The 21,244-nt window shown below is 70.0% G+C and carries 14 protein-coding genes, 1 pseudogene and 1 riboswitch; of the genes and pseudogenes, 3 read left to right on the forward strand and 12 right to left on the reverse strand.

Annotation, left to right across the window (positions count from 1 at the left end; genetic code table 11):
- Positions 1–265: 265 nt before the first annotated feature.
- From H504_RS35325 to H504_RS41325, 3 genes are all read right to left on the reverse strand, one after another.
- A complete protein-coding gene (locus H504_RS35325) occupies positions 266–1,198 on the reverse strand; it encodes a sensor histidine kinase (protein WP_051385907.1) in 933 nt (310 codons plus the stop codon).
- A gap of 25 nt (positions 1,199–1,223) precedes the next feature.
- Entirely contained in the window at positions 1,224–2,645 is a 1,422-nt protein-coding gene (locus H504_RS0115410; protein WP_026423492.1) for a serine/threonine-protein kinase, read from the reverse strand.
- 151 nt (positions 2,646–2,796) lie between these two features.
- Complete coding sequence (locus H504_RS41325) at positions 2,797–2,937, reverse strand: hypothetical protein (protein WP_157440437.1); 141 nt, start codon at positions 2,935–2,937, stop codon at positions 2,797–2,799.
- Between the two features lie 233 nt (positions 2,938–3,170).
- On the opposite strand from H504_RS41325, the gene H504_RS0115420 reads away from it, so the two are divergent.
- Complete coding sequence (locus H504_RS0115420; RefSeq protein WP_026423493.1) at positions 3,171–5,924, forward strand: ATP-binding protein; 2,754 nt, start codon at positions 3,171–3,173, stop codon at positions 5,922–5,924.
- Here the strand turns inward: H504_RS0115420 and H504_RS35330 are convergent.
- From H504_RS35330 to H504_RS0115435, 3 genes are all read right to left on the reverse strand, one after another.
- Entirely contained in the window at positions 5,912–6,388 is a 477-nt protein-coding gene (locus tag H504_RS35330) for a DUF6328 family protein (RefSeq protein ID WP_035304472.1), read from the reverse strand. The genes H504_RS0115420 and H504_RS35330 overlap by 13 nt on opposite strands.
- 107 nt (positions 6,389–6,495) lie before the next feature.
- The gene (locus H504_RS35335) at positions 6,496–8,904 is read right to left on the reverse strand and encodes an ATP-binding SpoIIE family protein phosphatase (protein ID WP_035304474.1); all 2,409 of its coding nucleotides are present in this window, start codon (positions 8,902–8,904) and stop codon (positions 6,496–6,498) included.
- On the reverse strand, positions 8,901–9,236 hold the full coding sequence (locus H504_RS0115435) for an STAS domain-containing protein (protein WP_051385909.1): 336 nt from the start codon (positions 9,234–9,236) through the stop codon (positions 8,901–8,903). Before H504_RS0115435 ends, H504_RS35335 begins: the two co-directional genes overlap by 4 nt.
- A gap of 119 nt (positions 9,237–9,355) precedes the next feature.
- On the opposite strand from H504_RS0115435, the gene H504_RS0115440 reads away from it, so the two are divergent.
- The gene (locus H504_RS0115440; RefSeq protein ID WP_026423495.1) at positions 9,356–10,228 is read left to right on the forward strand and encodes an AurF N-oxygenase family protein; all 873 of its coding nucleotides are present in this window, start codon (positions 9,356–9,358) and stop codon (positions 10,226–10,228) included.
- Positions 10,229–10,231: 3 nt separating this feature from the next.
- On the opposite strand, the gene H504_RS0115445 is transcribed toward H504_RS0115440, so the two are convergent.
- From H504_RS0115445 to H504_RS0115455, 3 genes are all read right to left on the reverse strand, one after another.
- Positions 10,232–11,089, reverse strand: coding sequence for a class I SAM-dependent methyltransferase (locus tag H504_RS0115445; protein ID WP_026423496.1), 858 nt, complete (start codon positions 11,087–11,089; stop codon positions 10,232–10,234).
- Positions 11,090–11,092: 3 nt separating this feature from the next.
- Positions 11,093–13,942, reverse strand: a complete 2,850-nt coding sequence (locus H504_RS0115450; protein WP_051385910.1) for an AfsR/SARP family transcriptional regulator — start codon at positions 13,940–13,942, stop codon at positions 11,093–11,095.
- 138 nt (positions 13,943–14,080) lie between these two features.
- On the reverse strand, positions 14,081–15,307 hold the full coding sequence (locus tag H504_RS0115455) for an MFS transporter (protein ID WP_157440438.1): 1,227 nt from the start codon (positions 15,305–15,307) through the stop codon (positions 14,081–14,083).
- 476 nt (positions 15,308–15,783) lie between these two features.
- Here H504_RS0115455 and H504_RS0115460 point away from each other — a divergent pair, with 476 nt between their 5' ends.
- Positions 15,784–16,470 carry a DsbA family oxidoreductase gene (locus tag H504_RS0115460; protein ID WP_026423499.1) on the forward strand — a complete coding sequence of 229 codons (687 nt, stop codon included), beginning with the start codon at positions 15,784–15,786 and terminating at the stop codon, positions 16,468–16,470.
- Between the two features lie 1,080 nt (positions 16,471–17,550).
- On the opposite strand, the pseudogene H504_RS35340 reads toward H504_RS0115460, so the two are convergent.
- From H504_RS35340 to H504_RS0115470, 3 genes and pseudogenes are all read right to left on the reverse strand, one after another.
- Positions 17,551–18,441 (reverse strand): annotated as a pseudogene (locus H504_RS35340) (ribonucleotide-diphosphate reductase subunit beta); the annotation flags it as partial.
- Between the two features lie 12 nt (positions 18,442–18,453).
- Positions 18,454–18,579 (reverse strand): hypothetical protein, encoded by a 126-nt coding sequence (locus H504_RS43635; RefSeq protein WP_281173630.1) that lies wholly within the window; start codon positions 18,577–18,579, stop codon positions 18,454–18,456.
- Positions 18,576–20,903, reverse strand: coding sequence for a ribonucleoside-diphosphate reductase subunit alpha (locus tag H504_RS0115470; RefSeq protein WP_026423500.1), 2,328 nt, complete (start codon positions 20,901–20,903; stop codon positions 18,576–18,578). Before H504_RS0115470 ends, H504_RS43635 begins: the two co-directional genes overlap by 4 nt.
- A gap of 105 nt (positions 20,904–21,008) precedes the next feature.
- Positions 21,009–21,226, reverse strand: a riboswitch (cobalamin riboswitch).
- Positions 21,227–21,244: the final 18 nt, after the last annotated feature.

A 21,244-nucleotide genomic window follows, 5' to 3' on the forward strand; every position in this document is an offset into this window, starting at 1 on the left:
TAAGGCCACGCTTTCCAGTGGCCCCGCCTTTTAGCCTTACCTGAGGCTGCCGCTAGGGGCCCCAAACAAAACAACTTCACCACAACGGGCACCCCCGCTTTCATCTGGCGCCCAAGCGCCGGCGTCGCCGAAGGCGACCAGGCCGACCCCCGAGGCGCAGCCGAGGCCCAGTGCCCCCTCACACCAAGATCAACCGCCAGCAAAGCCCCCGAATACACAGCCTAACCACAACCACCGACAGTCCAACCCCAACAACCCCGCGTCCTCACTCAAGAATCCGAGGAACAAACCCCTCCACCCGCGTCCCATTCCCCACCACCGAGTCCACCCGCACAGTCCCCCCAACCGCCATCAGCCGGGTCCGCAGGTTGACCAACCCACTCCCACCCCCACCCCCCGCAAACCCCGGCCCATTGTCACAAACCGAGAAGTGCAAACCATCCGACGCGGGTCGCAACCGCACGTCGATGTTGGCCCCCACCGCGTGCTTGTGCGCGTTGTTCACCGCCTCCAAGCACACGAAGTACACCGCTGTCTCCACCGGCTCCGGGTACCGCGGAACTTCCCCCAGATCGAGCCGCACATCGCTGTGCCCGCCTAGTTCGGCCCCCAACGCCGCCGCCAGGCCCTCGGCCAGCGCAGCGGGCAAGATTCCACCGGCCGTCCGGGTCAGGCTCTCCTGAGCCGCGTCAAGCCGCTTCCGCAGCGTGGGCACGAACGTGGGATCGTGCTCGGCGACCGCCACCGCCATCCGCAGGGCGACCAGGTGGTGCTGGGCGCCGTCGTGCAGGTCCCGCTCGATCCGGCGCCGCTCGGTGTCCATGTCGGCGGCGGCCCGCCACCGCCCGTCGGCCAGCTCGGCGGCGGCTACCTGGCGCCTCCGCCGCAGCTCGTCCACCGACCGGGTCAGCCGGACCAGCTCCACGACCGGCGCCAACACCGTGGCCAGCGCGCCCAACCGGCCCCGCGCTGGGCGCACCCGCAGCTCCGCGCCTGGGCAGATCACCGCGCGGAACCCGGCCCCGCCCGCACCCCACGAGTACCGCTCACCGTCGAGACGCAGCTCGCAGCCGTCGGCGTCGAGCGCCCACCCGACGGCCTCGGCGACCGCGGCGGGCCTCGGGTCCCGCTCCGCCACCAGCACGGCGACGGCGGCCAGCAGCGCCGCCGCATCGCCCTCCGCTGAACGCCGAACCACCCCATCAAGTTACCCGCCCACTTGATCAAACGGGACGGCTGCTCAGCACCGTCGTCTGGTCGATCTTCCACTGACCACCGGCATTCACCAGCACGTAACGGTGCACCTCGCGGATGGCCCGACCGTCCGCGAACCGGTAGTCCAGGGTCGCGTTGACCGTGTTGTCCCCGTTCGCCGTCACGTTCGACACCCGCACGCTGCGCACACCACCCCAGAACCGCTGGTACCCGTCATACCCGCCCGCCGGGCTGTGCTGGAACTTCGGCGTCAACAGGGTCCAGCCCTGTTGCAGGCCGCCGGGCATCAACGCGTAGTAGCTCGTCACCGCCGCTACCGGATCACCCTGGTTTTGTGGTGGGGGTGGGGGCGTTGTTGTCGGCGGCACGGTAGTCGGAACGGCCGAGGTCGACGCAATCGTGGTGGGAGACGGTTGTACCGAGGGAGGTAAGGCCTCCGTAGTAGTAGTGGCCGCCGGCGCAGCCACGGGTGCCTGCGAGTCGTTGTCGACCACCGCAAGAGTCACGATCGTCCCGGCAGCCAGGACAGCCAGCGCCGCTATGAACACCAGAGCGGCCTTCTTGCGTTTCCCCGGTGGCGCTACCGGCTCCAGTTGCTCTGTCTCCGGCGCCAAGTCGACAAGCGGCACTTCCGGTTCCCCAGCGAGATGGTCGCGCACCTCGGCCATGGTCGGTCGTGCGCCAGGTACCGGATCCAACATCCGCAGCAGCAGCGGCGTCAACGACCCCGCCCGCGTCGGTGGCGTGAACACCCCAGTGGAAACCCGGTACAACAAGGCCATCGGGTTGTCGTCACGCCCGAACGGCGGCTCACCTTCGACCGCGGTGTACAGCGTGGCACCCAACGAGAACACGTCAGAGGCGAATGTGGCCACCTCGCCACGGGCGACCTCGGGAGCAAGATACGCGGGTGTACCGCGCACGGTAGCGGTAACCGTGCCAGGGGCGTCCGCGGCCAACCGGGAGATTCCGAAATCGGTGATCTTGACCCGCTCGTCCACGCCCAGCAACACGTTGCCCGGTTTGACGTCTCGGTGCACGACACCTGCCTCGTGCGCGGCGGCCAACCCGGCCGCGACAGCGCCACCCACGCGAGTGGCTTCCTCCGGGGTAAGCGGGCCGGAGGAAGCCAACAGCTCGGACAGCGTCGTCGAAGGCAGGTACTCCATGACCAGACACGGACTGCCGTCGTCGTCGATCACGTCGTACACGGTGATGGCGTGCGGGTGCTGCAACTTGGCCGCGATGCGCCCTTCCCGCACCGCCGCCCGCGCCACCCGCTCGGCCTCAGGGCCTGCGGGTACCCGCATCCGCTTCACCGCGACGGTGCGGTGCAGTCGTTCGTCGTAGGCCTGCCAGACCTCGCCCATACCACCGCTGCCCAGGGGTGCGACCAGTCGGTAGCGGCCGGAAACCAGTCGCTCAGTCACCTGACGATGTTTACCCGACCAACGCGGTGCTGAAACGGACCCCGCCCAAGCCCGGACCCCTACCTGCCAAGTCGGGAACGATGCCGGTCCTCACGTGCCAAGCCGGGGAACGATGCCGGGCGGGGATGAGGGGGCGGGCGGCGGGAGGAGTCTAGTTATGCGTCATGCCGGGGGTCGAGTTGTGGGTCATGCCGGGGTTGGTGCCTGCGGAGGCGGGGGCGGCGAGGGCGATGGCGGTGATGAGGGCGGCGGCGGTGACCAGGGCGGCGATGAGGGAACGCGTGGCGCGCATGGGGTTCTCCGTCGGTCGGCCGTCGGGCCGGTGCGGCCCGGACGGGCTGTGCACGGTGTGGAGCGGTCCGATGGTCGCAACGGCACGCCACGGTGGCGCCACACCGCGGACAACGCCCGGTGAATGCGCGCGTAACCCCAGACGACCACGGCGCGTGACCACCGCTACGCCATTGGGTCAGTCCTGGTCAACAGCGGTTGTTCACCTTTTGTTCACATCCGTATCCTGGCCCGATGTCGGCACACCCGTTCGGTCGGACGGCGCAACGCCGCCGCCTCGACGCGGCGGTCGACGCCTTGCGCGCCGGTCGCGGGCGGGTCGTGCTCGTCGAGGGTGAGCCGGGGATCGGTAAGACAACCCTTGTCCGCTCCGCGGCCGACCGTGCCACCGCGCTGGATTGTGTTGTCCGCTGGGGTTATGGCGACGAACTCGGTCAAGACCTGCCGCTCTTACCCGTGCTGGACGCTCTGCGCGGTGACCATCCCAGGCTTGTGTCCGCAGACCGGTTGCTACGCGGTGAGACCGGCGCCGCTGATCCGGTCGCGGCCGCGTCCCGGCAACTGCTGGCGATGGTCTCGGAGCAGTGCGCCGCCGCGCCGACCGTGCTCGTCGTCGATGACCTCCAGTGGGTGGATCGAGCGACCGCCGCCCTGTGGTCCCACTTGGCGCGCCTCGCCCGTGACCTCCCGCTGCTGCTCATCGGCATGACCCGGCACGTCCCGCGCGGTGTGGAGTTGCTCGCCATCCGCCGCGCTGCGGGTCGGGCAGGCATCTTGACGCTAGATCGGCTTCCCGGGGACGCCGTTACCGAGTTGGTGGGTGATCTCGTCGGCGGTAAGCCAGGCGCGCGGCTACTGGCTCTCGCCGATGGGGCCGCCGGGAATCCGCTGTACCTCACCGAACTCGTTGACGCGTTAAGACGTGCGGGAGCGATATCGACGCAAGAGGGCGAGGTGGAGCTAACGGCTGATCTGGCGCCGGGCTCACTCGCTGCCGCCATCGCGCACCGGTTGGATTTCCTGCCTGACCGGGTTCGCGCGGTTCTAGGCGCGGCGGCACTGCTGGGTGTCGAGTTCGATCCGGCCGATGTTGCCACCGTCCTTGGCGAGCGGGCTACCGACCTTGTCGACGCGTTTGAGGAAGCCGGTGCGGCGGGTGTATTGCGTGAGTCGGCCGACAGGCTTGCCTTCCGCCACCCACTTATCCGGTCGGCCATCCACGACGGTTTACCTGCGGCCGTTAGGGCTGTCCTGCACCGTGACGCCGCTGTTGCTCTCGCGGAGGCAGGTGCGCCCATTCGCCGAGTCGCCAAGCAGTTCCTGCGCGCGGTAGACCTGTCGGGCACGGCTCGCCTGGACACGTGGTCGACCGCGTGGCTCGCCGATGCCGCACCGGCTCTTATCGCTCAAGCGCCCGCTCTTGCGGCTCGCCTGCTGGACCGCGCGGTGCGCGATACCGGTGACGGCGGCCCGCTCGCGGCTCGCTTGGCTGATGCTCGGTACCGCACCGGAGATCCGGCAGGCGCGGAGGAGATCGCTTCTCGGGCGCTCGCCGCGACCACCGATCCAGACATCGTGGTCGACCTGCACTGGACGTTGGCACAGTGCCGCGCGTTGACCGGTCGATCGCGCGAGTCGCTTGCCGCGTTGGCCGAGGCAGGAGCAGACCTGCCCGAGCGACACCGCGCGCGGCTGCTCGTGTTGACCGCGCGGGCCCACCGCGACCTCGGTGAGGTTGAGCTGGCCGGGGTCGTCGCGGCCCGCGCGCTGGAAGCCGCCGAGGACGACCGGTGGACGATCGGCTGGGCTCTGCACGTGCTGACCATCGTGTCGGTCATGCGCGGCGACGTGGCGGCCGCTCTGCCCCTGTTCGACCGGGCGCTCGCGGTCACCGGTGACCCGGCGCTGCTCGACCTCCGGTTGCTGCTGCAGATCAACCAGGCTGTCGCGCTGGGCGACGTCGACCGCTACGACGAGGCCATCGTCGCGGCCACCGCCGTCCGCACACTCGCGCAAGAGGCCGGTGGGCTTGTCCGGCTCGCGCAGGCGCACAGCGCGCTGGGGGAGTTGTTGTTCGACGTTGGCCGGTGGGATGACGCCCTGGTCGAGGTGACAGCGCTACCCGACGACGTCAAGGACCCCGGTGTCGCCTGCTGCGATCACGGCATCGCAGCGCTGATCGCGTTCCACCGAGGTGATCCGGATAGCGCTGTCGGTCACCTCGCGGCGGTAGCAGAACCTTCGGGAGGTATCGGCAACCGTGTGATCGGCTCGTTGGCGCTCGCGCGCGCGTTGGGCCACGAACTACACGGACAAACCGACCTTGCCTTGGCGGGGTTGTTGGCGTGTCTGTCGGAGACCGCGCAAGAGCTGGAGGAGATGGAAGACCTGCTGCCTGAGACTGTCCGGCTCGCGGTGCTGCTGGAAGACCACACGGCAGCGGAGTACGCGGCGGGCTTGGCTGAGAAGTCCGGTGGCACTATCGCGCACCGGTTGGCAGCGGCGGCGTTGTGCCGGGGCCTCATCAACCACGATCCTGACGCTCTTATGCGTGCCGCACACCACTACTCGGAGGCCGGGCGGCCGTTCGCGCGCGGTAGGGCGCTTCATGCGGCGGCTGTCGCGTGGGCCGAGGCTGGTGACACCGTCGCGGCGCGTGCCGCCTTCACCGCCGCCGACAACGTCTACGACACGCTCGGCGCCGCCTGGGACGCGGCCGGTCTACGGTCTGCCTTGCACGACTACGGAATCCGCCGCGGTCCCCGTGCGCGCCACCGTGTCGACCGCACCGGATGGGGCAGCCTCACCCCGACCGAGACCCGCGTCGCCGCTCTTGTCGCGCGTGGACTGTCCAATCCGGCCATCGCGGACCGGTTGGTGCTGTCCCCGCGCACTGTCGCGACGCACGTCTCGCACATCCTGGCGAAACTCGGCGTGGCCTCCCGGACCGAGATCGCCCGGGAGGCCACCGCGCATCAGTCGGCCTGATGCCGCTTGCCCATCCGCCTGCTCGCCATCGGCGCCGCGAACCACCACACCAGGAACCAGCCCACGATCCCCGCCGACAGCCACACCGCCTGCCGCGTGCCCAGGACCACGTCCAGGATCAGCAGCATCGACGCCCCCAGCGACAGCACCAGGAAACCCAGCCCGCACAACGTGAACCACGCCGTCACCGCCACCAGGTGCCGCTTCAACCGGCGCCGGAACACGAGCCGGTGGAACGGCGCGGGCGCGATCAACAACGCCGTCGCCGCCGCGCCCGCCAACAACGCCACCACGTACACGGTCCGCTCGAACTCCGTGGTCTCGGCGAACCTCGGCGTGAACGCCAACGCCAACAAAAACGCCAACAAAAACTGCACCCCGGTCTGCGCGACGCGGATCTCTTGCAGCATCTCCCCGTAGTTCCGGGTGAGCCGCTGGTGCGGGGTCTCCTGCTCGGTGTTCATCCATGACTCCAGTCGGGGTTGTCCGAGCCACCAGCGTCGTCCTCGCCGGGGCGCGAGACATCCGTCCGGTGACGGAGTTCGGAACCGTGCCCACCCATCGGGTCACGTCACTGGCGCGGCAGGGCGATCTCCGCCCACACCATCTTGCCGTCGGGAGTCGCGCGGGTGCCCCACCGGGTCGCGAAGGACTTGACGATGTGCAGGCCGCGGTGTTGCTCGTCGTCGAGGGCGACCGGGACCGCGCGTGGCTGGGTCAGGTCACTGTCGCTGACGTCGATGCCGAGGTGGGAGGTGCCCGCGTGCAGGCGGAGGGTCGCCGGGCAGCCGGTGTGCTTGATCGCGTTGGTGACCAGTTCGCTGGCGATGGTCACCGCCCGGTCGAGCACGCCGGTCAGGCCCCAGTCCGCCAGGCGCGCCGCGATGAAGGCACGAGCGCGGGCGGCGGCGTCGGGTGCCGTGGTGAGGGGGAGGACGGCGGTGTGGCTGTCGCAGTCTTCGTGGGCGATGTAGAGGAAGGCGACGTCGTCGTCGTGGGCGCCGTCGGTGAGGCCGGTGATGAGGGTGTCCAGGGCTTCGTCCTCGGCGGGGAGATCGCGCAGGGACTGGGCGAGCTTCGCGATGCGGTCGTCGAGGTGGCCGTGGCGGGTCTCTACGAGGCCATCGGTGTAGAGGGCGAGCCTGGCTCCTAAGGGGAACGCGATCTGCTGTTGGGTGAAGGTAGTGCCAACGCCCAGCGGCATACCCATCGTCTCCGCGACAAGAGTCGGGGTGCCTTCCGGCGACAGGTAGATCGCGGGCAGGTGGCCGGCGCTGGAGAAGGTGAGCGTGTTGTCTGCCGGGTCGTGCACGGCATAGAGGCACGTGATGAAGTCCGCGTCCGGGGTCGCCATCGCCAACTCCGAGGTGTTGCGCAGCACTTCCGACGGAGGCAGGTCCAACAGCGCGTACGACCGCACAGCCGTCCTGATCTGCCCCATCACCGCTGCTGCTGCGACACCCCGCCCGGCGACATCACCGATGACGAACGCGGTCCGCCCCACCGGTAGCGACACCACGTCGAACCAGTCGCCGCCGACCTCGGCGCCGGTGGCCGCGGGCAGGTAACGAGAGATGACGCGCAAACCGGGCGTCGGTGGGATCGTCGGCAGCATGCTGCGGGCGAGTTCGGTCGCCATCGTCCGCTGCCGGGCGAACAACCGCGCGTTGTCCAAAGCGATCGCGCTATAACCGGCGATGCCTTCGGCCAACTGCTCGTGCCGCTCGGTGAACTGCCCCGGCTCGGGATGACCGAAGAAGAAGCCGCCCAGCACCTCACCCGACGACGGCGACACCACGGACACCGCAAGGTAACTACGCACCGGCAGGTGGCCGTCGGGCATACCGCGGTACGGAGGGTTGTGCCCGTACCTGGGGTCGTTGAGGATGTCGGGTGAGCGCGTCGTGCCGGTCCCGTTGAACGTGGGCGCGAAGACCTTGGTGTTGCGCGGCATCGGGAACCGCTCGAACGCCGACCGCGGCACCCCGGACAGCGTGAACAGCGTGTACGACTCGCCGTAAGAGTCGATCAGGTTGTAGAAGAACGCGCCGAACGCCGCGCCGGTCGCCTTGGTCGCCGCGTCGGTCGCGTCCTGCACCAGGGCGTCCAGGTCCAGTTGGGCGGTCAGCCGCCGCCCGACCACCTGCAGCGAGTCGACCAGCTCGGCCTCGGCGCGCAGCCGGTCCACCGCCTGCTCCAGCGCCGTCGCCTGGTCGCGGGCGGCCTGTTCGAGCACGGCCAGGTGCGCGCGCAGCGCGTCCCGTTCGGCCGGGAGCCCGGCCCCGTGCGTGAGCAGCCCGACGCGCAGCCCGATCGCGACCGCCTTGAACTGCTCGGCCGTGCTCGCCGGGATCGGCGCCCGCGAGTACATCACCACCGCGAACGGCGTGCCGCCCGGTAGCCCCGGTGGCCCTGATATCCCCGAAATCCCCGAAATCCCATTGCCACTCGGCAGTACCCCGCCGAAGCCGAGCACCGACGCGATCCCGAGCTCGGCCACCAACTCCTGGTCCCGCACGTGCGGGCTACCGGCGGCGACCGGGACGTGGAACACGCCGAACCCGTCGCCCGCGAGCGATCCGGTCAGCACGTCGTCCGGGGTCAGCCCGAACTCGCGGGTCATCGCGGACAGCATCGGCATGCTGCCGAACTCCGCCGCGGGCGGCAGCGCCCGCACCGGCGTGCACCGGCCGCCGGCCTCGGCCGCGAGCACCAGGAACCACTCCCCGACCTGCGGGCACTGCTCCGGCGGGAGCTCGTCGCGTGACCGGATCGTGAACAGCCGGACGATCGGCAGCACCGGCCCGGCACCGTCGGTGAAGCACTCGCGCAGCCGGGTCACCACGGCATCGGCCGCCGCGTCGAAACCGCTCGCCAGCTCGGCGCGCCTGCGCAGGTCAGCGGCCGTGCGGACCATGTCGGACAGGCCGAACCGGGTGATGTCGTAGGTGCGCGAGTCGGGCGTCCGGCGCGGGCTCACCGGGACCGGTCCGGCACCTCGGCCTCGATGGTGAACAGCCGGTCCAGCGCGGTGGCGCTGATCGTCGCCGCCACCTGCGGCCCCGGTCTGGCCAGCACCAGCGACCCGCCCGCGGCCGTCGCCGCCTTGTGCAGCCGGACCAGCGCGCTCAGCCCGCTGGAGTCGCAAAAGGACAGTCGGCCGAGGTCGAGCACCACCGGCCGCCCGGATTCGACGACCGGGGTCACCACCCCGGTCAGCCGCGGTGTCGTCCCGAAGTCCAACTGCCCGACCACGCCCACCACGACCTCGGCGGCGCGCTCGTCCACCGTGATCGCCAGGAGATCAGCCACACCAGGCCCCTTCCGCAGGCACGTCGCCGGTGATGGTAACTCGCCCCGGTCATCCGCACGGGGGTCCGGCGGAGCGCACGGGGAGAATCCGTGACCGAGCACCTGGACGAGGGGGACGGATGACGGCGCGGCGGTTGCTGAAGGCATCGGGGGAGCGGTTCTACGACCCGGAGGTGGACGTCGACTGGGACGCGCCGCCGGTCGAGGGGAAGGCCTGGCTGCCGGAGGGCCGGGTCTCGCTGCACGGGACGGCGATGTGGGCGGCGATGTCCGCCGAGCAGCGGGCCGAGCTGGGCAAACAGGAGATGATCACGCTGATGTCAGTGATCATCCACGCCGAGCTGAGCCTGGTGCGGTCGCTGACCCGGTCGGTGCAGGAGGCGCGCGACCTGGGCGACTCGGCGCTGTACGCGTTGACCGAGGTCGCCGACGAGTGCAGGCACGCGACGATGTTCGCCCGCGCGATCCAGGCCATGGGCGGGACGGTCGTACCGCAGTCGATCCTGGCCACCAGGTTGCTGAATGTCTTCACCGCGCTGGTGCCGTTCGGACCGTTCTACTGGGCGGGCGCGCTGTTCTTCGAGGAACCGGTCGACCGGGTGCAACGGCAGTGCATGGCCGACGAGTCGCTGCAGCCCCTGGTGCGGATGGTCAGCCGGATCCACGTCGTCGAGGAGTCGAGGCACGTCGCCTACGCGCGGGAGGCGGTGCGCCGGACCCTGGCGGACGCCGGACCGGTGTCCAGGTGGGTCAACCGGGTCGGCGTGGCATTGTTGGCGCTCTCGCTGAAGCGCTCGCTGCTCCGCCCCGACACATACCGCCGCGCCGGTCTCGACCCGAAGGCCGCCCACCGCGCCGCCATGGGCAACCCGCACCACCACGAGTCGCTGCGGTGGATGACCGAACGGCTCGTCGCCTACTGCCGGGAGACGGGCCTCCTGCGCGGCAGGCTCACCATGGCGCTGTGGCGCAAGTCCGGACTGCTCGGGTGACGGTCACGGAACGCGCGCGTGCACGAACCCGCCGAACGTCCACACCGGACCCTGGACCGACCCGTCCGGCCGCCGCAGGTACCGCTCCTGCGCCGCCGCGATCTCCAACTGCTCGGCCGCCACCAGCCCGAACTCGCCCAGGAACGGCGTCACCCCGCCCTTCGGGATGCCCCACCGCCATGGCTCACCGCGCGCGGCCACGTTGCGCATCACGGTCGACGCGTCCGGACGTTCCTCGGTGCCGTCGAGGATCTCCTGCCAGCAGTAGTCGAACACCACCGACGACCCGGGGGCCTGCTCGGCGAACCAGCGCAACGTCCGCACCACCCCGCGCCGCTCCAGGTACGGGGTCACCCCGGACCACACCACGACCGACCGCGTCGCGGGGTCGAACCCGGCCGCAGCCATCGCGTCGGCCAGGCTGTCGGCGTTGAAGTCCGTCGTCACGTAGCGCACGTCGGCACCGAGGCGCCCGACGCGGGCCCGCTTGCGGCGGGAGATCTCCGGCTGGTCCACCTCGAACACCGCCGCCCCGGCGAGGTCGAGCCGGTGCGCCCGGGAGTCGAAACCCGCGCCCAGGATGACGACCTGGCGCGCGCCCCGATCGATCTCGGCGAGCACCACGTCGTCCATGTACCGGGTGCGCACCACCTCGTACCACAGGGCGTGCGACCAGGTCGCGCGGATCACGCGGACCACCCGGGAACGCAGCCCGGGGACCTTGATCAGCGCGCGACCGACCGGCAGCCACGGCAACAGCCGGACGGCCAGCGTGTCCGGGCCGCGCAGGTCGGGTTCGGGCAGGAGCGCACCCGCCGCGCGCAGCAGCGCGGTCGTCTCGGCCGTGGATGTGGTCGGCACGGCTCAGGCCCGCCCGAGCGCGGCCAACTGCTCCCGCACGCCGTGCGCCTCGGGGACAGCCAGTTCGGCGAACAGGTCCAGGGCCTGCCGCCAGTGGGCGGCGGCGGTTGTCGCGTCGCCCTGCAGGAACCGGGTCCGCGCGGCGCCGTCGTGGGCGCAGGCGACCTCGTAGAGGTGACCGGTCTCCTCGGCGATGCGCCGGGCGTCGGCGTAGCTGCCCAACGCCAGGTCGAGCCTGCCCGCGTCGCGGTGGATGTCGCCGACGGTGCGCAGCGCGCGGGTCTGCACGTTCCGGTTACCGCTCGACCGCGCGAGTTCCAACGCCCGCATGCAGTACGCCAACCCCTTGTCGTGTTCCCCGCGCCGGGCGTGGATCTCACCGAGCGCCCGCGCCGAATACCCCTCGATGGTGCCGTTTCCCGTCTCGCGCGCGATGGCCACCGCCTGTTCGTACGCGGTCACGGCGTCATCCTGTTCGCCCAGCCGAGAGTACACATCGCCCAGTCCGCGCAACGCGTATCCCTCGAGGATGCGGTCGTTCGTCGCCACCCCGATGTCCCGTGTCTCCGCCAGCGCGGCCCGCGCCCGTGGTCCGTCCCCGAGGCGGGTGTGCACGAGACCCAAGGCGTGCAACGCGCGACCCGCGACGCTCAGGTCGCCGGCCTGCTTCGCCAGCCGAACGGCCTCGTCGAGGTCTTGCCTGGCCTGCGGATACCGGCCCAGCCACCAGTTGCTGTAGCCCCGGCTGGCCAAGGTGTCGGCCAGCGCGCGCGGGTCCGCCGCGGCGCGCGCCGCGGTCGCCCCGTTGCTGTGCAGGGCAAGCGCGTCGTGGTGGTAGCCGCTGATGTGGAAATAGCGCCACAGCGTGCCGGAAAGCCTGCTGGAATGCGAGTACCAGCCGTTCTCGGCGCTGTGTTCCGCCGCGGCGAGCAGGTTTCGGCGTTCGCCGTCGAGCCAGCTCAGGGCGTCCGCGTAGGTGGCGAAGACCCGGGTCGACCGTTCGGGCACCGGTGGTCGGTGCACCTTTTCCGTGGGGGAAACCAGGTCCATCGCCACGGCCGCCGTCGACAGGTAGTAGTTCAGCGACCGCTCCACCGCGCCGCGCCGCTCGTCGGTCGAGTCGACCTCCAGGGACAGGGAGGCGGCGTATGAGCGCAAGAGGTCGTGGAACTGGTACCGGCCGGGCTTGTGCTGCTGCAACAGGTGCGCGTCGACCAAGCCCTCCAGGGTCCGCTCCGCGTCTATGGGGGAGCCGTCGACCAAGGCCGCCGCCGCGTGCGCGTCGACGTCGACACCGGGGCCGTGCCCGAGCATCCGGAACAGGACCTTGCCCTCCTGGGGGAGCTGTTCGTAAGACAGGTTGAACGCCGTCGCCACACTGTGATCGTCGGTGTTGAGCTCGTCGATGCGATGGCGTTGGTCGCGCAGCCGGGTCGCCAGGTAGTCCACCGACCAGGACGCGCGGTGCCGCAACCGCGACCCGGCGATGCGGATCGCCAGCGGCAGGTGCCCGCACAGGTCGAGTACCTCGGCCGTGGCCCGCGGTTCCGCCAGCGGTCGGTCGTCGCCGACCACCTTCACGAACAGGTCTCGCGCGTCCTCGAACGGCAGCACGTCGAGCACCAGGACAACGGAGTCGAGATCGATGAGCCGGTGCCTGCTGGTGACGATCGTCAGGCAACCCGGAGAACTCGGCAGCAACGGTGCGATCTGACGGCTGCTCGCGACGTTGTCCAGCACCACCAGTACCCGCCGCCGCGACAACGTCGCCCGCCACAGGCTCGCCCTCGCGTCGAGGTCGTGCGGGATGCGGTCCTGCTCGACCCCCAGCGCGCGCAGCAGCCCCTCCAACGCGGCCGTGGGGGCGAGCGGCGTCTGACCGGGGGTGTGCGCGTGCAGGTCGAGGAACAGTTGGGCGTCGGGGAAACGCTGGACGAGCCGGTGCGCGGCGTGCACGGCGAGGGCGGTTTTCCCCACGCCTGCCATGCCGTCGATCGCCGAGACCACCATCGTCGAACCCGCGCGGGTGGCTGATTCGGCGAGCCGGTCCAACTCTTGGCCGCGGCCGGTGAACGAACTCGTGTCCCTCGGCAGGTCGCACCGCGGCGCCGGTTCCCCGTCGGCCAGCAGTTCGTGGTGCAGCCTGCGCAAGTCCGGGCTCGGGTCGATGCCGAGTTCCTCGGTGAGCCGCTGGTGGAAGGCGTGGTACGCCAGTGTCGCCTCGCCGGTCGCGCCGGAGCGGTGCAGCGCCCGCATGAGCTGGCCGGTCAGCCGCTCCCGCAACGGGTACTCGCGGGTCAGCGCCGAGAGCTCACCGATCAACGAGCGGTGCTCGCCCTGGTCGAGTTGCAGGTCGACGCAGTCCTCGACGGCGGCCAGCCGCAGTTCCCGCAGCCGGGCGATTTCCGGCCCCAGTGTTGGACATTCCAGCCCCGCGAGAACGTCGCCGCGCCACAACTGCAGCGCGGCCCGGAAAACCGCGACCGCGTCCGCTGCACGGTCGTCCGCCGCCAGCGTCCGCGCGTGCGCGATCCGTTGGACGAACACGGTCGCGTCCAGGTCGTCGCCCACGTCCAGCCGGTAGCCGCCGGAGGCGAGTTCCAGCCTGGCGCCGTCCTGCGCGAGCGCGCGACGCAGGTCCGACACGGCGTTGCGCACCTGTTTCGCCGCGGTTCTCGGCGGGTCGACCTCCCAGATCGCGTCCACCAGCCGCCCGACCGGCACCACCTGCCCGGCGCTCAACAACAACGCCGCCAGCACCCGTTGCTGTTTCAGACCACCGAGCGCGACCGACGCGCCGAGCCGCACCTGCAGCGGCCCGAGCACCCCGTACCGCCCACCCCCGATGATCACCCGTGCCACCCTACCAGCCAAGACACCGCCGAGGACGAAACGAGGACGGCATCGGCCACCCTCACGGACGCGGGGGCGCCGGAGGGGAGCGCCCCCGCCCGGTCCCGGCGCTTGACGGTCCACTGAGGACACCAGTGGTCACGCGGTGTGGCCCGCGTCCGACTGGGCCGGGGGAGCGACCGGGGTGCGGGTGGTGCGGGCGATGGTGCCGAGAGTGATCAGCAGGGCCGCGGAGATCACCAGCACCGGGAGGTTGGCGCCCTGCCAGCCGAGCAGGACGAAGACCGTGCTGGCGCCCAGCGACGCGGCGACGGCGGTGATGGCGGCGACGCCCTCGGCCGTCGCCTGGATGCGGGAACCGCGGCCGGGCGGGTAGCAGCGGACCATGAAGGTGGTGCCCGCGAGGTACAGGAAGTTCCAGCCGATTCCGTTGAGGGTCAGTGCGAGCAGGAAGTTCGGGAACGCGGTGCCGAGGCCGCCCGCCAACGCGGCGGCCACGAACAGCGCCGCGCCGATGGCCGCGGTCCAGGTGGGGCCGACCCGGGCGAGGACGCTGCCGCTGATGATCGACGGGCCGAACATGCCGATCAGGTGCCACTGCACGATGGTGGCGCTGATCGTGTCCGAGTGGCCCGCGTGGTGGCTGCCGAGCGGACCGATGGCCATCACCATGGTCATCATCGCGCCCGCGCCCGCCAGGGACACCAGCCCGAGCAGGTAACGGCGGTCGCCCCGAACGGCGGACAGCGGCAGCGGGGCCGCCGCGAACGCCGTCCTGGGGCGGAGGTCGCCCGCGCGCAACGACAGCAGCAGCGGGATGTTGAGCAGGGCGTAGACGCCGACCATCAGGTAGGCGCCCGCGTACTTGGCGCCCAGGAAGTCGGCGCTGGTGGTCGCGGCGAACGGGCCGATGACAGCGGCGAGCAGGCCGCCGTAGAGGATGAACGACACCGCGAGCTCCCGCTTGCCCTCCGGCGCCCGATCCGCGGCCATGTAGCGGATGTAGCCGCCGGTGGACCGGTAGGCGCCCACCAGGGCCGTCCCGCAGCACAGCAGGGCGAACGAGTGCGTCGACACCGCGAACACGGACAACGCGGCCCCCGCGGCCGCGAACAGCGCACCGGTGATCATCACCCGCACGTAGCCGAACCGCCCCGCGAGCAGGCCCGCGCCGACCGAGCAGAGCGTGCCGGTGATGGTGATCGTCGCCAACGGCAGCGTCGCCAGCTCCGGCGCGGGCGCCAACGCCAACCCGACGACGGCGGTCAGCGTGAGGTCGATGCTGACCCCCATGAAGTAGAACGCCTGGCAGGCCACCAGAACCCAACTGCTGCGCCCGATCCCGGCATATCTGTGCCACCCCACCGTCACTGGACGCCCGCCCGCGCCGAACCGGACGACAAGACGCTGTTCCGGGCATCACCCGTCGAGGTGGACACCCCGTCTACCTTCCTCCCACGCGCGCCCTTTGGCACTACGCGGACCCGCGCGGAGTCCGAGTCGTCGACCGCCGGTCAGTCCACTGTGGTCTGTCAACGGGCCGCGGGGCGGGAGGTGCTGCTCAAGCCCCGTCACCGAACATTCGCCCGATCGGCCGTGTGTACAACGCGCTCCACCCGGGTATCGCGATCAGGTGACCGGCACACGCGCACGGTGCGGCGGCGCGTCACGAGTCCGGACTCGGGTTCCTCGGCGTCGGTGCGGCGACGCCGAGAACACCCGATCCCCCACCTGCCGCGCGACGCGGTGTGACCGGGCCAACACGACCAGTCAAGTTGATCAATGATCTGATGGTTCGAGCGCCCCGGCTCCCCCGGGGCCGACCCGAACGGACGCCCGACATGACCGAGCTGGTGAACCCTTCCGCCAACGTCGTCACCGTGTGGTCGGACACCACCTGCCCCTGGGGCACCCTCGCGCTGCACACCCTGCGCACCCGAGCCCACGCCCAGGGCCGCGACCTGCTCGTCGACCACCGCGCGTTCCCCCTGGAACTGTTCAACAGCGGCCCCACCCCCAAACTCATCCTCGACGCCGAACTGGTCGCCATCGCCGGTATCGCCCCCGACTACGGCTGGCGCCAATGGCGCGCCCCCGACTACACCTACCCCGTCACCACCCTCCCCGCCCTGGAAGCCGTCCAGGCAGCGAAAGCCCCCACCATCGGCGGCCTCCGCGGCAGCGACGAACTCGACACCGCCCTCCGCCACGCGTTCTACGTCGACAACCGCTGCATCAGCATCCACTCAGTCATCCTCGACCTCGCGAAATCCTGCGACCACGTCGACGAAGACGCCCTCGCCGACGCCCTGGCCCGCGGAACCGGCCGACCAGCGGTGTACGAGCAGTGGAAAGTCGCCCAAGGCCCAGAAGTCCAAGGCAGCCCCCACCTGTTCACCGCCGCGGGTTTCGCCGAACACAACCCAGGCATCACCTTCCACTGGACCACCCGCCCCCCTATCGGCTTCCCCCGGGTGGACGACCACAACCCCGACTGGGCGGACAACCTCCTCAACACCCTCCCCTAACCCCCTGGACTTCACCCGAAACCGCTGCCCAAAACCCACCCCTTCACCGACGAAGCCCCACCCCCGCACCGCGCACCTCGAACCAACACCCCTCACCAACGAAGCCCCACCCCCACCCCCACCCCCGCACCGCGCACCCAAAAACCCAGCCCTGATCGACGAAGCCCCACACTTGCACCGCCCCCCAGGAAACCGTCGTGCGGTGAAGCACCACACAGAACTGGCACCGCGCGCCTCGGGACCCGCCGACACCAACCGCCCGTTGTGGTGAAGTTGTTTTGTTTGGGGGGAGCGGTGGCCTAAGCCGGCGGGCGGGTAAGGCCACGCTTTCCAGTGGCCCCGCCTTTTAGCCTTACCCAGGCTGCCGCTAGGGGCCCCAAACAAAACAACTTCACCACAACGGGCACCACCGTTTTATCTGGCGCCTATGGCCGGCGTCGCCGAAGGCGACAAGGCCGAACCCCGAGCGCAGCGAGGCCCAGAGACCCCTCACACCATGATCAACCCGGACGAAAGCCCCCGAATACACAGCTGGCCAGGACCACCGACAACCCCGGCCAACCATGATCAACCTGACCATGAGCCCCTGAATACACAGCCTAGACGGACCCACCGACAGTCTCGGGGGCATGAGGGCCGACACAGGGGACTCTGAGCCTCGGCTGCGCCTCGGGTTTCGGCCTTGTCGCCTGGCGGCGACGCCGGCGCTTGGGCGCCAGATAAAACGGTGGTGCCCGTTGTGGTGAAGTTGTTTTGTTTGGGGCCCCTAGCGGCAGCCTGGGTAAGGCTAAAAGGCGGGGCCACTGGAAAGCGTGGCCTTACCCGCCCGCCGGCTTAGGCCACCGCTCCCCCCAAACAAAACAACTCCACCACAACGGGCGGTTGGTGTCGGCGGGTCCCGAGGCGCGCGGTGCCAGTTCTGTGTGGTGCTTCACCGCACGACGGTTTCCTGGGGGGCGGTGCAAGTGTGGGGCGGTGCAAGTGTGGGGCTTCGTCGATCAGGGCTGGGTTTTTGGGTGCGCGGTGCGGGTGTGGGGTGGAGCGTCTTTGCGCGGCTGCTTTGGTGTGTCGTTCTATTTCTTAGAAGTCTTCGGTGAGGTTTACGGTGCCGGGGATGGCGGTTTGGTAGGCGGACACTCTGCGTTCGAAGAAGTTGGAGAGTTCTTGGACGTCTTGGAGGTCCATGAAGGGGAAGGGGTTGGGGGAGTTGTAGAGGGGTGGGAGGTTGAGGCGGGCGAGGCGGCGGTCGGCGGCGTGTTCTAGGTAGGTGCGCATGTCGGTGGGGGACAAGCCTGCGACGCCTTGGTTGAGCAGGTCGTGGGCGAATTGGGTTTCGGCGTCGACGGCTTCGGCGATCATGGTGTTGATCTGGGTGTGCAGGGAGTCGTCGAAGAGGGTGGGGTCTTGGGCGCGGATGACGTCGACCACGTCGAAGGCGAAGGACATGTGCATGGATTCGTCGCGGAAGACCCAGTTGGTGCCGGAGGCGAGGCCGTTGAGGAGGCCCCGGGAGCGGAGGAAGTACACGTAGGCGAACGCGCCGTAGAAGAAGAGGCCTTCGATGCAGGCGGCGAAGCAGATGAGGTTCAGCAGGAACGAGCGGCGGTCGGCGGGGGTGTCCAGGCGGGTGAGCGACGAGATGGAGTCGATCCACTTGTAGCAGAACTCGGCTTTGGCGCGGATCGACGGGATGGTGTCGACGGCGGCGAAGGCGTCGGCGCGGTCGTTGTCGTTCGGCAGGTACGTGTCGAGCAGCGTCAGGTAGAACTGGACGTGGACGGCTTCCTCGAACAGTTGCCGGGACAGGTAGAGCCGGGCCTCGGGGGCGTTGATGTGCTGGTACAGGTTCAGCACCAGGTTGTTCGCGACGATGGTGTCGCCGGTCGCGAAGAAGGCGACCAGCCGGTTCACCAGGTGCCGTTCGGCGGGGGAGAGCTTCGCGAGGTCGGCCAGGTCGGAGTGCAGGTCGACCTCTTCGACGGTTCAGGTGTTCTTGATCGCGTCGCGGAAGCGGTCGTAGAAGTGCGGGTAGCGCATGGGGCGCAGGGTCAGGTCCATGCCCGGGTCGAGCAGGGCGTGCTTGCGGGTGGTGGATTCGAGCGCGGTCACTGGCAGGCCTCACAGGACTCGGGGTTCTCCAGGGAACAAGCCACGGCGGATACCGTGGGCACTGTCGCCTGCTGGATGCGCGTCGCCGGGCGGGAGCGCAGGTAGTACGTGGTTTTCAGGCCCGCTTTCCACGCGTACAGGTACATCGACGACAGCTTGCCGATGGTCGGCGACGCGACGAACAGGTTCAGTGACTGGCTCTGGTCGATGTACGGGCCGCGCGCGGCGGCGAGGTCGATCAGCGCGCGCTGCGGCAGTTCCCACGCGGTGCGGAACAGCGAGCGCACGTCGTCGGGCAACTCGGTGATGCCCTGCACCGACCCTTCGTCGCGCTTGAGCCGGGCGCGGGTGTCGTCGGTCCACAGGCCGCGTGACTTCAGTTCGCGCACCAGGTACGAGTTGATCTGCAGGAACTCGCCGGACAGGGTTTCGCGCTTGAACGCGTTGGACACCTGCGGCTCGATGCACTCGAAACACCCGGCGATGGACGCGATCGTGGCGGTCGGAGCGATGGCGACCAGCAGCGAGTTGCGCAGCCCGTGCTCGGCGATCCGTTCCCGCACCGCCGCCCACCGCGCGGTCTGCGTGGGCGTCACGCCCCACAGGTCCGGTTGCAGTTGACCGCGCGCCGCCCGGGTCTGCGCGAACGCCGGGTGCGCGCCCGCGGACGCCGCCAACTCGGCCGACGACTCCAGCGCGGTCAGGTAGATCTCCTCGGTGAACCGGGTCGACAGCTCGCGCGCCGCGTCGGAGTCGAAAGACAGGCCCAGCTTGAAGAACACGTCCTGCAGGCCCATCACACCGAGCCCCACCGGGCGCCAGCGCGGGTTGCTGCGCGCCGCCTGCTCGGTCGGGTAGTAGTTGATGTCGATCACCCGGTCGAGGAACACCACCGCGGTGCGGACGGTGGCCCGCAGCCGCTCCCAGTCGACCTCGCCGTCGCGGACGTGCGCGCCGAGGTTGACCGAGCCGAGGTTGCACACCGCGGTCTCGTCGTCGCTGGTGACCTCCAGGATCTCGGTGCACAGGTTGGACAGGTGCACCACGTTGCCCGGTTCGGCGGTCTGGTTGCAGGTGCGGTTCGCGGTGTCCTTGAACGTCATCCACCCGTTGCCGGTCTGCGCCAGCGTCCGCACCATCCGCCCGTACAGGTCGCGCGCCTTCACCGTGCGCACCGCCCGGCCCGCCTCCTCGGCGGCCCGGTAGGCGCGGTCGAAGTCCGCGCCCCACAGGTCGACGAGCTCGGGCACCTCGTCCGGGTCGAACAGCGACCAGTCGGCGTCGGCCTCGACCCGGCGCATGAACTCGTCGGGCACCCAGTTGGCCAGGTTCAGGTTGTGCGTGCGGCGCGCGTCCTCGCCCGTGTTGTCGCGCAGCTCCAGGAACTCCTCGACGTCCGGGTGCCAAGTCTCCAGGTACACACACGCGGCGCCCTTACGCCTACCGCCTTGGTTGACCGCGGCGACCGACGCGTCCAGCGTGCGCAGCCACGGCACGATCCCGTTCGAGTGGCCGTTGGTACCGCGGATCAGCGCGCCGCGCGAGCGCACCCGGGACCACTGCACCCCGATGCCGCCCGCGAACTTCGACAGCCGGGCGATCTGCGCGTACCGCTGGTAGATCGACTCCAGCTCGTCGCGCGGCGAGTCCAGCAGGTAGCACGACGACATCTGGGTGTGCACGGTGCCGGAGTTGAACAGCGTCGGCGAGCTCGGCAGGTACGCCAGCGACGACATCAGCCGGTAGAGGTCGATGGCCTCGGCGGCGGTGTGCGACAGACCGCAGGCGACGCGCAGCAGCCAGTACTGCGGCACCTCGATCACCGACCGCCGCGCCGGGTGGCGCAGCAGGTACCGGTCGTAGACGGTGCGCAGGCCGAAGTACTCGAACCGCCGGTCCGCGTCGAGGTCGACGGCGTCGTCCAGCTTGCGCGCGTTGGCGGCGACGAACGCGGCCGTGGTGTCGCCGATCAGCCCTTCGGCGTGCCCGAGCGCGGTGCTCTGGCTGAACGAGTGCACGCCCTGTCTGCGCACCTCTTTCCCGATGTACGCGGTCAGCAGGCCCGCGGCCAGCTTGGAGTACTCGGGTTCCTCGGTGACCAGCGCCGCCGCCGTCTGGATGGACAGCCGGTCCAGTTCCTCGGTGGTGGCGCCGTCGTACAGACCGCTGATGGTCTTGGTGGCGACCCGCAGCGGGTCCACATCGGTCAGTCCGTCCGCGCAGCGCTCGACCGCGCGCACGATCTTGTTCACGTCGACGGGCTCAAGCGCGCCATCGCGCTTGCGCACCCGCATGGTGGTGACGACAGAGTCGACGACCGTCACAGCTCTCTCCTCGCGAGCCGGTGCCACGAGGTCGGGGGAGTGAACGGGCGCGCGCGACCGCCACGTCCGCCCGCCCTCCCTCGGGGCTGTGGACGCCCGCGTGCGATCGCACGCGGGGCGCTGGCAGGTCTTCGGACTCACGGGCGTGCCGGGTCGTCGACCCGGCGCCTACTGGCCGTCGCTTCCCGGACGCGGGCGTCCAGTGCTCATCTGACGGCTTTCGTTCCCGTTCACCGCTGCGGGGCAGTCCCGGACTCGCACCGGGTTCCCTCTTGCGACGACCGGTCTGGCTGACCGGTCGAACCAGCTACCGGACCACAATACATAGTGATCGCCGGGCC

Source organism: Actinokineospora inagensis DSM 44258 (assembly GCF_000482865.1).
Lineage (GTDB): Bacteria > Actinomycetota > Actinomycetes > Mycobacteriales > Pseudonocardiaceae > Actinokineospora > Actinokineospora inagensis.

What these genes read in the sequence shown, in the direction of transcription:
- H504_RS41325 (WP_157440437.1), bottom strand. Translation starts at nt 2,937, where the DNA reads ATGCGCGCCACGCGTTCCCTCATCGCCGCCCTGGTCACCGCCGCCGCC.
- H504_RS0115420 (WP_026423493.1), top strand. Translation starts at nt 3,171, where the DNA reads ATGTCGGCACACCCGTTCGGTCGGACGGCGCAACGCCGCCGCCTCGAC.
- H504_RS35330 (WP_035304472.1), bottom strand. Translation starts at nt 6,388, where the DNA reads ATGAACACCGAGCAGGAGACCCCGCACCAGCGGCTCACCCGGAACTAC.
- H504_RS0115440 (WP_026423495.1), top strand. Translation starts at nt 9,356, where the DNA reads ATGACGGCGCGGCGGTTGCTGAAGGCATCGGGGGAGCGGTTCTACGAC.
- H504_RS0115460 (WP_026423499.1), top strand. Translation starts at nt 15,784, where the DNA reads ATGACCGAGCTGGTGAACCCTTCCGCCAACGTCGTCACCGTGTGGTCG.